Source organism: Ancylobacter amanitiformis (genome assembly GCF_030814815.1).
Taxonomy (GTDB): domain Bacteria; phylum Pseudomonadota; class Alphaproteobacteria; order Rhizobiales; family Xanthobacteraceae; genus Ancylobacter; species Ancylobacter amanitiformis.
The window spans coordinates 1-14,610 of record NZ_JAUSVR010000026.1; the positions used below are offsets into that span (position 1 = coordinate 1).

At 62.9% G+C, this 14,610-nt stretch carries 17 protein-coding genes and 3 pseudogenes; 12 read left to right on the forward strand and 8 right to left on the reverse strand.

Annotation, left to right across the window (positions count from 1 at the left end):
• Positions 1-301 (reverse strand): annotated as a pseudogene (locus QOZ99_RS20835) (transposase); the annotation flags it as partial.
• Positions 302-511: 210 nt separating this feature from the next.
• Here QOZ99_RS20835 and QOZ99_RS20840 point away from each other — a divergent pair.
• The 5 genes from QOZ99_RS20840 (at position 512) to QOZ99_RS20860 (ending at position 4,784) form a co-directional block, all read left to right on the forward strand.
• The gene (locus QOZ99_RS20840) at positions 512-1,099 is read left to right on the forward strand and encodes a cytochrome P460 family protein (RefSeq protein ID WP_306891918.1); all 588 of its coding nucleotides are present in this window, start codon (positions 512-514) and stop codon (positions 1,097-1,099) included.
• Between the two features lie 706 nt (positions 1,100-1,805).
• A complete protein-coding gene (locus QOZ99_RS20845) occupies positions 1,806-2,336 on the forward strand; it encodes a YkgB family protein (protein ID WP_306891920.1) in 531 nt (176 codons plus the stop codon).
• Between the two features lie 33 nt (positions 2,337-2,369).
• Complete coding sequence (locus QOZ99_RS20850) at positions 2,370-3,308, forward strand: alpha/beta fold hydrolase (protein ID WP_306891921.1); 939 nt, start codon at positions 2,370-2,372, stop codon at positions 3,306-3,308.
• A 100-nt stretch (positions 3,309-3,408) separates the two neighbouring features.
• Positions 3,409-4,026, forward strand: coding sequence for a molybdopterin-dependent oxidoreductase (locus tag QOZ99_RS20855; protein ID WP_306891922.1), 618 nt, complete (start codon positions 3,409-3,411; stop codon positions 4,024-4,026).
• Positions 4,023-4,784, forward strand: coding sequence for a ferredoxin reductase (locus QOZ99_RS20860; protein WP_306891923.1), 762 nt, complete (start codon positions 4,023-4,025; stop codon positions 4,782-4,784). Before QOZ99_RS20855 ends, QOZ99_RS20860 begins: the two co-directional genes overlap by 4 nt.
• 158 nt (positions 4,785-4,942) lie before the next feature.
• Here QOZ99_RS20860 and msrA read toward each other — a convergent pair whose 3' ends face one another.
• The 3 genes from msrA to QOZ99_RS20875 all read right to left on the reverse strand — a co-directional run bounded on the left by msrA (position 4,943) and on the right by QOZ99_RS20875 (position 6,429).
• Positions 4,943-5,458: a peptide-methionine (S)-S-oxide reductase MsrA gene (msrA, locus tag QOZ99_RS20865; RefSeq protein WP_306891924.1), complete on the reverse strand. Its 516-nt coding sequence runs from the start codon at positions 5,456-5,458 to the stop codon at positions 4,943-4,945.
• A gap of 3 nt (positions 5,459-5,461) precedes the next feature.
• Complete coding sequence (gene msrB, locus QOZ99_RS20870) at positions 5,462-5,923, reverse strand: peptide-methionine (R)-S-oxide reductase MsrB (RefSeq protein WP_306891925.1); 462 nt, start codon at positions 5,921-5,923, stop codon at positions 5,462-5,464.
• A 128-nt stretch (positions 5,924-6,051) separates the two neighbouring features.
• Complete coding sequence (locus QOZ99_RS20875; protein WP_370876905.1) at positions 6,052-6,429, reverse strand: winged helix-turn-helix transcriptional regulator; 378 nt, start codon at positions 6,427-6,429, stop codon at positions 6,052-6,054.
• Between the two features lie 74 nt (positions 6,430-6,503).
• On the opposite strand from QOZ99_RS20875, the gene QOZ99_RS20880 reads away from it, so the two are divergent.
• Positions 6,504-7,097 (forward strand): NADPH-dependent FMN reductase, encoded by a 594-nt coding sequence (locus QOZ99_RS20880; RefSeq protein WP_306891926.1) that lies wholly within the window; start codon positions 6,504-6,506, stop codon positions 7,095-7,097.
• 121 nt (positions 7,098-7,218) lie between these two features.
• On the opposite strand, the gene QOZ99_RS20885 is transcribed toward QOZ99_RS20880, so the two are convergent.
• The 4 genes from QOZ99_RS20885 to QOZ99_RS20900 all read right to left on the reverse strand — a co-directional run bounded on the left by QOZ99_RS20885 (position 7,219) and on the right by QOZ99_RS20900 (position 9,966).
• Positions 7,219-7,989 (reverse strand): SDR family oxidoreductase, encoded by a 771-nt coding sequence (locus QOZ99_RS20885; RefSeq protein ID WP_306891968.1) that lies wholly within the window; start codon positions 7,987-7,989, stop codon positions 7,219-7,221.
• Complete coding sequence (locus QOZ99_RS20890) at positions 7,986-8,369, reverse strand: nuclear transport factor 2 family protein (RefSeq protein ID WP_306891927.1); 384 nt, start codon at positions 8,367-8,369, stop codon at positions 7,986-7,988. Before QOZ99_RS20890 ends, QOZ99_RS20885 begins: the two co-directional genes overlap by 4 nt.
• Before the next feature lie 93 nt (positions 8,370-8,462).
• Complete coding sequence (locus tag QOZ99_RS20895; RefSeq protein ID WP_306891928.1) at positions 8,463-9,323, reverse strand: alpha/beta fold hydrolase; 861 nt, start codon at positions 9,321-9,323, stop codon at positions 8,463-8,465.
• A gap of 88 nt (positions 9,324-9,411) precedes the next feature.
• Positions 9,412-9,966 carry a carboxymuconolactone decarboxylase family protein gene (locus QOZ99_RS20900; RefSeq protein WP_213375129.1) on the reverse strand — a complete coding sequence of 185 codons (555 nt, stop codon included), beginning with the start codon at positions 9,964-9,966 and terminating at the stop codon, positions 9,412-9,414.
• Between the two features lie 113 nt (positions 9,967-10,079).
• Here QOZ99_RS20900 and QOZ99_RS20905 point away from each other — a divergent pair, with 113 nt between their 5' ends.
• From QOZ99_RS20905 to QOZ99_RS20925, 6 genes and pseudogenes are all read left to right on the forward strand, one after another.
• Complete coding sequence (locus QOZ99_RS20905) at positions 10,080-11,075, forward strand: LysR family transcriptional regulator (RefSeq protein ID WP_306891929.1); 996 nt, start codon at positions 10,080-10,082, stop codon at positions 11,073-11,075.
• A gap of 164 nt (positions 11,076-11,239) precedes the next feature.
• On the forward strand, positions 11,240-11,806 hold the full coding sequence (locus QOZ99_RS20910; protein WP_306891930.1) for a TetR/AcrR family transcriptional regulator: 567 nt from the start codon (positions 11,240-11,242) through the stop codon (positions 11,804-11,806).
• 50 nt (positions 11,807-11,856) lie between these two features.
• Positions 11,857-12,846: a quinone oxidoreductase family protein gene (locus tag QOZ99_RS20915; RefSeq protein WP_306891931.1), complete on the forward strand. Its 990-nt coding sequence runs from the start codon at positions 11,857-11,859 to the stop codon at positions 12,844-12,846.
• A 239-nt stretch (positions 12,847-13,085) separates the two neighbouring features.
• Positions 13,086-14,042, forward strand: a complete 957-nt coding sequence (locus QOZ99_RS20920) for an AraC family transcriptional regulator (protein WP_306891932.1) — start codon at positions 13,086-13,088, stop codon at positions 14,040-14,042.
• A 45-nt stretch (positions 14,043-14,087) separates the two neighbouring features.
• Positions 14,088-14,237 (forward strand): annotated as a pseudogene (locus QOZ99_RS22375) (transposase); the annotation flags it as partial.
• A gap of 19 nt (positions 14,238-14,256) precedes the next feature.
• Positions 14,257-14,607 (forward strand): annotated as a pseudogene (locus QOZ99_RS20925) (transposase); the annotation flags it as partial.
• Positions 14,608-14,610 lie beyond the last annotated feature (3 nt).

The window sequence follows — 14,610 nt, forward strand, 5'->3', positions numbered from 1 at the left end:
ACTGGTGCACGCGGATCGACGAGGCGTCGATCATCTGGATGTCGCCATCGTAAGAAGCTGATACGGCTCGCAGAATGCGCGCCCAATGGCCCGCCGTGCGCCACCGGTCGAAACGGTTGACGCACGTCGTATGAGGGCCCTAGCGCGCCGGGATGTCGGCCCACGGCGCCCCGGTGCGCGGGCGCCAGAAAAGGCCGTTCAAAACGCGCCGGTCATCCACCCGCGCAACACCGCGCACCTTCGTCGGCAGAAGCGGTTCAATCACCGACCGCTCGAAATCCGTCAGGTCAAAGCGAGCCATCTCACCCTCCAAGGCTGAGATCAGTGAATCAGAACACCACCCCGCAGAGGATCCCGCTGATGGGTATGTGGCCCAAACGTCCAAGGAAAACCGCGATCGCCGACGATCACGGGGGCAGCGCGATTTGGACGATCGGCGCTTTCTTTCGGACTCCTTGAACCGCTCTCTCGCTTAAGGTCTCGGCAATTGTCAGTGTTTGGGGGAACGAAAATGCAATATTCAGTAACGATTGCAGTTATTGTTGCGGCAGTGTCGGCAATAACAACCGGCGTTATCGCCCAGACGGCAAACACCGACGGCAGGGTTCAGTACAAACCCGAATACACCGCATCAGGCGAGCTGATTCTGCCAAAGAATTTCGAGAAATGGGTATTCGTCGGCTCGCCGCTCACGCCAAACGCTCTTAACGATGGCGCGGCGAATTTTCCCGAATATCATAATGTCTACATGGACCCTGATTCATACGAAACGTATCAGAAGACGAATATATTCCCCGAGGGTACGACCTTTTTCAAGGAGCTGCAGCTCACGCTGCCGGCGGAGAATCCGGATGGTTCCAGAACCGAGCCTTCGGGGCGGGGTTATTTCCCGGGTGCCTTGAATGGTGCGGATGTCACGGTCAAAGACAGTAAGCGTTTCGCCGAGACTGGCGGCTGGGGCTACTTCAATTTCAATCACCATGAGCCCAAAGCGCCGACCGCGAAAGCTCGTCCCATCGGCGAGTGCGCCTATTGCCATATGGCCAGCGCCAAGAAGGATGATGTCTGGACGCAGTTCTACCCGCGTCTCGATCATTAGGTTCCAGGCCACCTCGTAGACCTCGCGAGGCGCTGAAAGAACCATGGACTTGGCACATGATGAGAGGGACGAACGCTAGGGAATGGATCTACGGCAGGTCTGCGCGGCGCTAAAATGCCGTGCTGGAATATTTTCGACCTCATCCGGTTGATGTCCCGATGAAGTGGAGAAGTTTTCGCGGAAATTCTCAGGGGAATCTGGATCACAGCCTGCGTACGCAGCCGCAACGCGCCGCTTCGTGTCCAATCTCACAGAACTCCCGGCCAACCCTCTTCACTGTACTCCCGACTGTATTCCCGCTCTCCAGTCCCGCTGGACACCTCATCTCGCGGACGCCGGCCGCCATGGCCTGGGTCCGCGAGATGAGCGATGACCGCACCTCAACGCGGCGACCCCCGGCGCGGCGGTGGCTGGATTAGGTTCGGTCCGAACCGCGCTGTGCGCGTCCAAGGCGTCGACACGGCCGGGGGTACCGGCAGGCATCCGACAACCCCCGGGGGGAGTCTCGCCGCGAATAAGCCGTATCAAGGGTGCCGCGCACCCTCGGTCGATCGCCGTTCTTGAACCTACGGTCAATCGATCAGCGCGGCGGCAAGCAGCGGTGCCGCCCTTCACGCCCCTTCCATTGCCGATAACCACGCTGGGGTAGCGAGCGCCAGATCATCCGATACAGGGCGGGAAACCGCCAAACCCTACCAAGCAGGTAATGGAGAAGACCGTGAAAGAGTTTCATTCCCACACCATCGGCACCGCCCCCGAGGGGTTTCACGGCACCATCGTGGCCGAACGAAATTTCGGCTCCATGTCCATCCTGGCCCCGTTGCGGTGGTCGCTGGTCGTGATCTTCGTCTGGTTCGGCTGCATGAAGTTTACCGGCTACGAAGCGCAGGGCATCGCGCCGCTGATCGCGAACAGCCCGGTCATGGCCTGGATGCATACGCTGTTCGGGATTGAAGGCGCGTCCTGGGCAATCGGGGTGCTGGAACTGTCGACCGCCGCCGCCCTGACCGTCGGTGCATTCGTTCCGCTGCTCTCCGCCCTTGGCGCCGCCATGTCGACCGCGACCTACCTCATCACGCTGACCTTCTTCATCAGCACGCCGGGTGTGTTCGAGCCGTCCCTCGGCGGTTTCCCCGCCATTTCGGCTGGAACCGGACAATTTATTCTGAAAGACCTCGTCCTGCTCGCGGCGTCGGTCACGCTCCTGCTCGCCTCAAGGGCCAGATTGCCCAAGTGAGCGCTACGACACACGACCTCTCGGGAGGCAACCATGATGAAACTGAAACTCGCGGCGATCGGGCTCGCCACTCTTTTATCCGGCCCGTCGGTTGCCGCAGCACCGGAGGCGCCCCCCACGACCTATCACTATGAGCAGGTCGACGGGATCCGAATCTTTTACCGCGAAGCCGGCCGGCGCGACGCCCCGACCATCGTCCTGCTGCACGGCTTTCCGTCTTCCTCCCGGCAGTACGACGCACTGATCCCGCTTCTCGCAAAGTCCCATCACGTCATCGCTCCGGATTTTCCGGGCTTCGGTCACAGCGATGCGCCGCCGCCGGTAGAATATGAATACACGTTCGATCATCTTGCGGCGACGACGGCGCGTTTCTTGGAAAAACTTGAGATGACGAAGTATTCTCTGTATATCCAAGATTATGGCGCGCCGGTAGGCTTCCGGATCATGATGTCTCACCCTGAGAGGCTGCAGGCGCTTATCGTCCAAAATGGCAACGCCTACCGTGAGGGGTTGGGGCCGAAATGGGCGAAGATCGCGGAGTACTGGGAAAATCCTCAGGCGCATCCGGATGTCATCGACGCCTTCCTGTCGTTCGAGGCCACGAAGCAGCGCCACATCGCGGGCACCGCGCATCCGGAACTCTACAACCCCGATAGCTGGACCGACGAGTTCACGCATATCTCCGCGCCCGGGCAGCGCGAGATCCAGTCGGCGCTGCTCTACGACTACCGCACCAATGTCGCCTCTTATCCCACCTGGCAGGCATGGCTGCGCGAGCACAGGCCCCCCACCCTCGTCGTCTGGGGCGTCAACGACCCCTCCTTCATCGCGGCCGGTGCGGAGGCGTTCAGACGGGACCTTCCCGACGCGCAGATCCACCTGCTGGACGCCGGCCACTTCGCGTTGGATGAGAAGAACGGCGAAATCGCCGAGCTCGTGCTTCGCTTCATGGCCACCCGAGCCCCACATTGATACGCTTGTCGGCGTCCGTTCACGCGAGCTGCCGTTTGGGAATTACTCGGTTCGCAAAGCTGCCGACGACCTTATCCATCATCCGAGGAGGAAGATCGCAGTGCTTGTGACGAGAGGCTTCAAAGGCAGGCGCCGCGAGGGCGACGCCGATCGCCTGAGATTGCCGCCGGGCCAGTTCCTGACGCCGGAATTTCCCGTGCTGACCACCGGCCCGACCCAGCACACACGGCTCGATCGCTGGAGTCTTGCCCTGCAGCACGGCGGATCGCTGCTGGGCAAATGGAGCTGGGAGCAGTTCGAGGCCCTGCCGCAGACCGAGATCACCTGCGACATCCACTGCGTCACCAAATGGTCCAAGTTCGACACGCGCTGGCGCGGGGTGACCATCGACAACCTCTTGCGCGCCGCCGGGCTGGATGCGGCGCCGACCGGCTTCCTCATGGCGCATTGCGATGGCGGCTACACGACCAACCTGCTCATCGGCGACCTGATCGAGGCGCGCGCGATGATCGCGACCCATTTTGACGATCTGCCGCTCCTCCCCGCTCATGGGGGCCCGGCCCGCCTGCTCGTGCCACACCTCTATTTCTGGAAAAGCGCGAAATGGGTGCGGCGTCTCGCCTTTCGCGAGAACGACACCCCGGGCTTCTGTGAATCGCACGGCTACCACCTTCGCGGCGATCCCTGGCGGGAACAGCGCTACGAGGGCGACCTATGATCGGCGCGGCAATGGCAGCCGCCCAATGGCGCGTCGCGACGGTGACCGCGATCCGCGCCGAGACGGCCAGCGTGAAGACGATCCGTTTCGAGGTTCCCGGATGGCCCGGCCACCTCGGCGGACAGCACGTGGATCTGCGCCTGACCGCCGAGGATGGCTATGTCGCGCAGCGCAGCTACTCGATCGCCTCCGGCGCCGGTACGAGTCCGCAGATCGAACTGACCATCGATGCCGTGCCTGACGGAGAGGTCTCGGGCTTCCTCCATGAGGAGTTGCGCATCGGTGACCAGATCGAGATCCGTGGACCGATCGGGAGCTATTTCGCCTGGTCCGCGGAGCATGATTATGGCTTGCTGCTGATCGCGGGCGGCTCGGGCATCGTGCCGCTGATGTCGATGCTGCGGTCCCGCGCCGCAGCCGGCGCGACGCAGCATGCCCGCCTGCTCTACTCATCGAGGAGTATCGACCAGATCATCTATCGCAGCGAACTCGATCGGCTTGCCGCGCAGACCACCCACTTCACGCTCACCCACACGCTGACCCGCGAGACTCCGTCGGGGTGGGCCGGAGAGCAAGGCCGGATCGACCGTGTGATGTTGACGCGCCGGCAATTCACCCCCGCGGGTGACCCGGACGTCTACGTCTGCGGGCCGACGGCATTCGTCGAAACGATCGCCGAGCATCTCGTCGCGATGGGCCACAGGGCGAGCAACGTGCGGACGGAGCGGTTTGGGCCCACGGGTGCGATCCGGACGTAACAAGAAACGCCAGCCGGTCGCCCCGTCGCCTGCGCACGGCCGCGGCCCCCCGCGATCTTCCGACGAAGCCCCCCGCGGACGGTGATCGGGAAGCGCCGGAAGCCCGTTTGCGGGCTTCCGGCGCCGTCTCATCTTTCAGTCCGGCGTCGTCTTATGTCTCAGGCCGCATCGACGCGGCGCGGCAGCTTCCAGCCGGGCCGGATGAAGTGGCAGGTATAGCCGTTCGGGATCCGCTCCAGATAGTCCTGATGCTCGGGCTCGGCTTCCCAGAAATCCCCCAAGGGCGAGACCTCGGTGACGACCTTGCCGGGCCACAGCCCCGACGCCTCCACATCGGCGATCGTCTCCTCCGCCTCCGCCCTCTGCGCGTCATCCGTGTAGAAGATCGCGGAACGATAGCTGGCGCCGACATCGTTGCCCTGGCGGTTTTTCGTGGTCGGATCGTGGATCTGGAAAAAGAACTCCAGGATCCGGCGATAGCTCGTCAGATCGGGGTCGAAGATGATCTCGATCGCCTCGGCATGGGTGCCATGGTTGCGGTAGGTGGCGTTGGGCACGTTGCCGCCCGAATAACCGACACGTGTGCCGACGACACCCGGTTGCCTGCGGATCAGATCCTGCATGCCCCAGAAACAGCCGCCCGCGAGAACGGCGCGTTGTGTTTTGTTCGACATGGCTCAAACCTTTCCTTCGTTCTCGAACAGCCGCCGGTACTCACCGTAGCCTTCCGCCTCGAGATCCTTGAGATGAATGAAGCGCAGCGACGCGGAATTGATGCAGTAGCGCATCCCACCCTCCGCCGCCGGACCGTCCGGAAAGAGGTGGCCGAGATGACTGTCGCCGCCGCCCGACCGGACCTCGGTCCGACGCATTCCATGGCTGTCGTCGACATATTCGACGATCGTCGCACCTTCGATCGGCCGGGTGAAGCTCGGCCAGCCAGAGCGGCTCGCGAACTTGTTCACCGACGCGAAGAGCGGCTCGCCGGAAACGACGTCCACGTAGATTCCGGGCTCCTTGTTGTCCCAATACGCGTTCACGAAAGGCCGCTCGGTGCCGTTCTGCTGCGTCACGCGATACTGTTCCGGCGAGAGCGCTGCCAGAGCGTCGGGGTTCTTGAGGAAATGGCTGTTCTTCATGATTATCTCCTTCGATATCCATGTAGGACTTTCCGTTATCCGCCAGAAGCGCCTGACTTCGGAACCCTTCCTATCGCTTTATGGAAGCGGCGTGTGTGATGGCTGATCATCGTGGCGCCAGCCAGGGATCAGCCTTCCGCGCGACGTTTGAGATAAGCGTCGCGCGCCACATCCATGCGCGGCGCGTTCTCGACGACCCACTCCGCCAATGCCTGCACGGGCATCAGGAACTCACGCCCCAGTTCCGTCAGGGCGTATTCCACCTGGGGCGGATTGACCGGCGTGACCGTGCGCGAAACGAAGCCGTTTTGCTCCAGCTCCCGCAGGGTCGATGCCAGCACCTTCTGGCTGATCTCGCCGACGTCGCGGCGCAACGCATTGAAACGACGCGGCCCATGCCCGAGCACGCGAACCACCAGCAGGCTCCACTTGTCACTGATCCGTGCGAGCATCCGACTGATATGTTCGCACCGGGCGGTATCCTCGTGGACATCTGGTTTCGCCAAGGTGCCTCCTTGTCCCGGCATAAGCACTCCTCGTAATCTGGTTACTCCAGGATACCAGAATATATGAGGACAGCATGAGTTCCAAACCCCGCATTGCCGTCATCGTCGGCTCCACCCGGCCCACGCGATTTGCCGATGTGCCGGCGCAATGGATTCTGAAGCAGGCTCAGGCCCGCGGTGACATGGATGTGGAGCTGGTCGACCTGCGCGACCATCCGCTCCCGTTCTTTGACGAGGTCGCCTCCAACCTGTGGGCGCCGAGCCAGAACCCCGAGGCGATCCGCTGGCAGGAAACGATCGCCCGTTTCGACGGCTACATTTTCGTGACCGCGGAATATAATCACTCGATCACCGGCGTTTTGAAGAACGCGCTCGATCAGGCCTACAAGGAGTGGACCCGCAAGCCGTTCACCGCCATCGGCTATGGTGGCACCGGCGGCGTGCGGGCGATCGAGCATCTTCGCCTGATCGGCATCGAGCTTCAGATGGTTTCGACGCATGCGACCGCCCATATCGGCGGAAGCGATTTCTTCGCCGTGCATCCGGCTTTCGGGAACAAGCCGATCGAGGAAATCGAGACGAATCTCCTGCCGTCGACGACGACGGCTCTGGACGAACTGCTCTGGTGGGCCAAGGCGACCATGGCTGCCAAGTCCACCGGCGCCTGACGCGCCGGACGAGCCCTTCCGAAATCGAAAAGGCTCGCTGACGATCGCCGCCAGCGAGCCTTTCTGAAATATCGACTGAGCCAGGCAGGCCCGCCTCGCCATCCCGCACTCACCCGCGAGGTCAAAGCACCTTCGTTTCGCCGCCGTCGACCCGGAGCGCCGTACCGGTGATCCAGTGGCTTTCCGCCGAAAAGAGGAAGGCAATCGCATTGGCGACATCTTCGGGCTGCCCGTAGCGGGCGATGCCCATCTCGGCCGCGAGCCGATCGATTGCCGCATCGAGCGAGAGACCGTGCTTGTCGGCATAGGCCTGAAGCATCGTCTGGCGGCGGTCGGTCATGACCGATCCGGGCAGGATCGTGTTGACCTGCACCCCGTCCGCGATGCCCCGGTCGGCAAAGGCCTTGGCAAGCGCGAGGATCGCCGCGTTGATCGTACCGACAGCGGCGAGCGACGCCTTGGGCGTATAGGCTGACGTACCCGACGTGATCGCGACCGAACCCTGCGTGGCCTTGAGCGCATCCCATGCCGCGAGTGTCAAACGCCGGGCGGAGTGGAATTTGAGTGCCAACCCGTCGTCCCATTGTTCGTCGGTCAGTGCGAACAGGTCTGCCGGCGAGACCGCGCCGGCGATGCAGGCGACGGCGTCGATCCGCCCGAAGCGCTGGAGCGTCGCGGCGACGACCGCTCCCGCCGCATCCGGCTGGCGCAGGTCATGGACCAGAACGAGCGGCTCTGCACCTGCGGCCCGGACCGTCTCGGCCGTCTCGGCCAAGGCCTCCCGGGTTCGTGCCACCAGCACCAGGGCGCTGAAATCGCGCGCCAGCCGGACGGCCGTCGCGCGCCCGATACCGCGACTTGCACCCGTGACGATCGCCACACGTTCCATCAGACGCGAGCCTCGGCGATCGCGAGCGTATCGATATACTGGCGGAAGGTGGTGATCTTGCCGTCACGAATTGTCCAGACATGGGCATAGCGGGCACGCGAGGTCTTTCCCGTCGCGCCGTGCACGCCGGTGAATTCCCCCAGCGAGACGACGGTCTCGCCTTCGGCAATGAACTCCGTCGGCACCAGCGCGAAGCTCGACCATTCCGCCATCAGCGGCTTGAACAGGCCTTCGGCGACCTTCTCGGGGCCGCGCCCGTCAACTTTGTAGTGCCACATCGTCGTCCATTCGATGTCGGGCGCCATAAGGCCGAGCGCGCCCGGCGCGTCGCCTTTGGAAAGCTTGTCGTAGAAGTCGCGAACCACGTCTCGGGCGCTGGTCATCGTCGGTCTCCGGAAATCCTGGACGGGCGCAGCCGTCCCATGTTCATGGAAATCCGGGCGCCGAAGAGGAGGCAGCGCCCGAATCAGCGTCGATCAGTCGATGTGCTTGGCGAGGAATTCGCGCATCGCCGCGCCGATCTCGGCGGCGTGGGTTTCGAGCGCGAAGTGCCCGCTGTCGACGAAGCGAACATCCGCCGCCGGCACGTCGCGCCTGAACGCCTCGGCGCCCGGCGGAATGAAAAACGGATCGTTCCTGCCCCAGATCGCCAGCACCGGCGGCTGATGGCCGCGCAGGTAGGCCTGAACGGTGTCGTAGAGCGCGACGTTGGTCTGGTAGTCGAGCAACAGGTCGAGCTGGATTTCGTCATTGCCGGGACGCGACAGATAGAAATCGTCGAGGTTGCGACCGTCCGGCGAGACCTTTGTCGGATCGTCGACGCCGTGCGTGTACTGGAAGAGCGTCGTCTCGGGCGCCAGGAAGCCGCGCAGCGCGTCACGGTTAGCCTGGGTCGGCTCGTTCCAATAGGTCATGACCGGCGCGAAAGCGTCCGAGACCCCTTCGAGATAGGTGTTCCCGTTCTGGGTGACGATCGCGGTGATCCGCTCGGGGTGCTTGACCGCCAGCCGGAAGCCGACCGGAGCGCCATAATCGAACACGTAGATGGCGTACTTGGTCAGGCCAAGGACCTCGGTGAGGCGATCGACGACGTTGGTGATGTTCTCGAAAGTGTAGCTGAACTGATGGCGGGCGGGCTGTTCGGTCATGCCGAAGCCCGGCAGATCGGGGGCGACGACATGATAATGTTCGGCGAGCTCGGGGATCAGGTCGCGGAACATGTGGCTCGCGCTCGGGAAGCCGTGCAGCAGCAGCACGGTGGGGCGGCTCGCATCGCCGGCTTCGCGGTAGAACAGCTTGAGGCCATCGACATCGACGGTGTTGAAACGAATGGTCATGGGAAGGCTCCTTGATTTCGGGCGCGAGGAAGGGTTTGCGGGCGCGGCTTCACGCCCTCATCATCTCTTGCTGAGCTTGTGGGAAGGATCAGGTGGCCGCAGCTGTCCGGACCGTCACGACCGGGAAGTCGATTTCGGTCTTCAGCGCTTCATTGACGTAGTTGGTGAAGGTGTTGAGCGCGACATGGGCGATGATTTCGACGATCTCCGCATCGGAGTATCCCGACTGCTTGAGTGCCGCGATATCGGTGTCGCTCGCCTGTCCGCGCCCCCGGGCCAGCTTGACGGCGAAGCGCACGGCGGCGTCCGCCTTGACATCGTTGGAGGCGCCGCTTCGGTTCGCAGTGATCTCCGCGTCATCGAGCTTGGCGAGGTTACGGGCGATGTACGTGTGGGCGGACAGGCAGTAGCCGCAATCATTCACCTCGGCGATCGCCAGCGCGATCCGCTCGCGGGTCTTCGCGGCTAGCGCACCTTTGCCGAGGGCGCCGGAGAGGCCAAGATAGCCTTCCAGGGCCGCCGGGCTGTTGGCGACGATACGAAACAGGTTCGGCACGGTGCCGAGTTGCTTTTGGACCGCCGCCAGCAGGGGCTGCGATTTTTCGGGGGCCTGTTCGGTGGCGGGGGTCGGGATGCGGGACATCGTGTTTTCTCCTGGATCGGTTGTTTCGCTCTCGCCCAATTGGAGTACCCCCTTCCGAAACTGCCCAGCAGGCGCTAACGTCGAAAGTCTCACTTCCGCAAAACGAGAGGGAAATGGACAGGTTCGAGGCAATGCGCACGCTGGTCGCAGCGGTTGATGGAGGCAGCCTGTCCGCCGCCTCCCGGTCGCTGAACGTGCCGCTCCCCACGGTCAGCCGCCGCGTTTCCGACCTTGAGAATTTTCTCGGTTCGCAACTCGTCGTCCGCACAAGCCGCAAACTCCTGCTCACCGAGGCCGGCGCGGCCTATGTCGCCTCGGCACGGAGGGTGCTCGAGGAACTGTCCGAGGCAGAGCGCGCCGCCTCGGGCGAGTATCGTGCGCCGCGCGGCGAGTTGCTCGTCACCGCGCCGATCGCGTTCGGCGCGCTCAATGTCGCGCCGATCATCCACGATTTCCTTGCCGCCTATCCCGACGTGACCGTGCGGCTCGTGCTCTCCGACAGCAACATCGATCTCATCGAAACGCACGTCGACGTCGCGGTCAGGATCGGCCGCCTGCCCGACAGCGCGCTGGTCGCGCGCAGGGTCGGTGAGGTCTGGTGGACCGTCTGCGCAAGCCCGGATTATCTCAAACGACGGGGCGAGCCGGAAACGCCCGCCGCATTGGTCACCCATGATTGCATCGCATTCGAAGGACTGCGACGTTATCGTGAGTGGCCCTTCGTCGACGGCAATGCCGCGCAGCAGGTGACAATCACCCCACGCTTCTCGGTCAACACCGCGGAGGGCGTCGTGGGCGGCGCGGTCGCCGGAGTCGGAATCGCCCGTGTGCTTTCCTATCAGGCGGTGGCAAGCGTAAGGGCGGGCTCACTCGTGCCGATATTGGTGGATCGGGCGCCTCCGCCCATGCCCGTGCATCTGGTCCACGCCCCGCACCAGCAACAGCCGTTGAAATTGCGCGCCTTCCTCGATTTTGTCGCGCCACGGCTACAGCAGCGCCTCCAAGCCATATCGCAGGACATTGCCGCCTCCGGCCCAGTTTTACGCACGGCCCCTCAACCAAATGCGGAAGCGGCACCGGCCACGACCAGCGAAGCGCGCTCGGCTTAGGTGCCAACGCCCGAGAGCGATCCGAATTGGGGGGCCTGACTGACTGCGCGGAAGTGGGAGCCCCGACCACATCCCCGGAGCGCGGGCGCTTCCCGCGCGAGGTCGACATCCTTCTTGACAATGCGCGAGTGAGCAGTCATTTATTTGACCGAGGATGTTTGCACATGGCGCGCCCCCGAAGCGAAGAGAAACGTGATGCGATCCTGACGGCGGCGATGGAATTGGTTGCCGAACACGGGCTTGGCGCGGCGACCGCCGAGATCGCCAAGCGGGCTAAGGTGCCGCACGGATCGGTATTCACCTACTTCGGAACGAAATCCGCACTGCTCAATGAGCTATACGTCGCGTTGAAGACGGAACTCTCCGACGCGATTCTGGAAACGATGCCCGGCGACGGCGACGTTCGCGCGCAATTGCATCATTTGTGGACGAGCTGGACGGGCTGGGGCGTTCTCAATCCGTCCGGCCGGCGGGCCTTGGCCCAGCTCGGGGTGTCGGATCAGATCACGGACGCGAGCCGGCAAGCGGCAGCGATCGTGGCCGGTCCGGCGGTCGACATCGTTCGCCGCGCGCGATCCAGCGGCGCGTTACGGAATGCCCCCCTGGCCTATGTCGGGGCCCTTGTCGAAACGATGGCAGGGACCACGATCGATTTCATGATCCGCGATCGCGACAACGCCGAAAGCATCCGCGAAGCGGGGTTCGAAGCCCTCTGGCAAGCGGTCAGTTGAATTTTTCTTCATTTAATGAGTGACTACTCAGTCAATTCGAGAGACATTCCGTGCAAGCTATCCAGGCCACTCAGTTTGGAGACCCGAGCGTCCTTGCTGTCGTCGAGCTACCGGATCCCATGCCGGGACCGGGCCAGATCGCGATCGACGTCACCCACGCGGCGGTCGGTCTCATCGACATTCTTTTCCGCCAGGGACAGTTCAAGGATGTGCCCGGCATGGCGCAGCCGCCGTTCGTTCCCGGCCTCGAGGTGGCCGGCACGGTGCGCGCCCTCGGCGATGGGGTGACCGGGTTCGCGATTGGCGAGAAAATCGTCTCGATGTCGGCCGGCGCCGGCACGGGTGGTTATGCCTCGATCTATATCGCGCCCGTCCACGGCGTCCTGTCCATCGAGAACTCCGGCATCGATCCCGCGCTCGCCGTCTCGGTCATCCCGAACGCCGCGATGGCTCACGTCGCCCTTACCCTGGTTGCTCATCTCGCCGAGGGAGAGAGCGTTCTCGTGCACGGCGCACTTGGCGGCTTCTCCTCCGCGTTTCCCGGCATCGCAAGGCAACTCGGCGCTTCCCGGGTCGTGGGCACGGTTCGTTCGAGCAAAATCGAAGCAGCGGCGAACACGAAGCTGCCATATGATCGGATCGTCGATTCCGCCGAATTGCCCGGCGTGCTCGACGGCGAAAAGTTCGATGTCATAATCGACCCCGTCGGCGGCACCGTCCGCAGCCAGAGCTTTGCGTTGATGAAGCCGGGCAGCCGTCTCATCGTCGCCGGCAATGCCAGCGGTGACTGGGCGCACGGTATGAAGACCAACGATCTTTGGCTGGGCAGCACGACCGTGGCCGGCTTCAATGCGGGCGCCCTTCTGCCGTCGCACCCGCAGGCTCTCCGGCGAGGTCTCGAGGCTGCCTTGAAAGCCGCAGCCTCGGGCTTGTGCGACATTGAAGTCGATGTACTTCCCTTCAGCGCGGCAGTGACCGCACACGAGCGGATGGAGAATCGGGATCTCAATGGCCGCATTGTCCTCGCGCCGCAACTTTGACGCAGGCAAATCGGAATCGCACATGCCGCGCTGCGCTTCTGGCAGACTTCCATTTCGTCGGCGACATAGTTAAATTCAGAGCCTTGCCGTTGCACAATACCTGGCATGCACCAGCTCATGACGCGGATTGATCTTATGGCTTCGAACGGTGACAAAAGCTCGCGCCGGCGACGAAGGAAGTGCCGCTTGTTTAGCGTCATGGCAACTCAGATCGGCGGAAAAGAGAGCGTTGACGTCCAATGACCGATCAACCTCTTGCACGCATCTCACGCACGCATCTTGAGGAACTCCTTTTTACACTGGAAGTCGATTTTGTCGATCTATTCGAATGTGTCGTGGACGCCGGCTGGAAACTGGAGATGTTGGGGTCGCCAGCCCCGGGGATCCACTATAATATTGCCGGCAGCGGGCGCTTAATCATCGCCGGACGCGCGCCGATCGCGTTGGAGCCCCATACGCTCGTTATTCTCCCGGCCCAGACGCCCCTCGTGATCGAAGGCCCCCCGGTTAGCTCGGAAAACTGGCAGACCGTTCGAATGGGGGTGCCGGCGGGGGGACCCAACCATGTCGAGAGACTGGCTGCCGGGGACGGTGCATGTTCGCAAATCATGCTTGTGTGCGGTTACGTCAAGGCAAGCTATGCAGGATCTCTTGATCTATTTTCCGGTCTTTCAACGCCGATTATCGAAAAATTCGACGAAACGACGGCGCTGGCCCCTCAACTTCAAGCCGCGGTTGCTGAACTCATTCGCCAGGAAATAGGCATGAAGGCGATGACAGCGACGTTGCTTAAAGAAGTCCTCATCGTGCTCCTGCGCCGATCAATGACGTCGATGAACGAATGGGTGGAGAGGCTTTCGCTCTTGCAAAGCCCGCAGATCGCCCGCGCTTTCTCCGATATGGTCGCACGGCCCGAATTCGCCCACTCCGTTCAATCTCTTTCACAGAGTGCAGGTCTCAGTCGCTCTGCCTTCATGGCGCGTTTCCAGGCGGTTTTCGGCACCCCCCCGATGAGCACGCTGCGTCACATACGCATGAGGCATGCAGCCTCCCTGCTCGCCATTGGCGATCTCTCGGTCGATCAGATCGGACGTATTGTCGGATATAATAATCGGAGCGGTTTTTCGCGCGTATTTCGAAAGACGTACGGTACTGATCCCTCGGAATACAGAGCCCACAAGCGGCAGTCCCGTTAGGGACATGATCTACTGGGGGCCAGACCCATAAATGGGTTGGCGTCGTTGGTTGGCCATGATTCACGGCTTCCAGGAGAACGTCGGGATGAACCGGGATCATTTTGGCTCACGGATGCGCAATGCGCGCGGATCGCACCGCATCTGCCGACGGATACGCGCGGCAAGCCCCGCGTCGATGACCGCCGCGCGGCATCGTCCGGGTCCTGAAATCCGCCGGCCCATCGCCTTCCTGCTCACCGGAGGCGAGGTCGCCGATTGCACGGCGCGATCGGCTCTGCTGAAGCAGATGCCGGCCGCCCGAATCCTCCATGGTGACAAGGGCTACGACAGCAACGCCATCCGTCGCCAGGTCGAGGAGAGCGGCGCCATGCCCAACATCCCGCCCAAAGCCAACCGGCGCTGGCAGAACTGCTTCTCCCCGGTGCTCTATCGCAACCGAAACGCCATCGATCGCATGTTCTGCGGCCTCAAGAACTTCCGACGCGTCGCCACCCCATACGACCGATGCGCCCACAATTTCTTCCGGGGCATCGGCATCGCCGCAACCGTCATCTTCTGGCCCTGATCA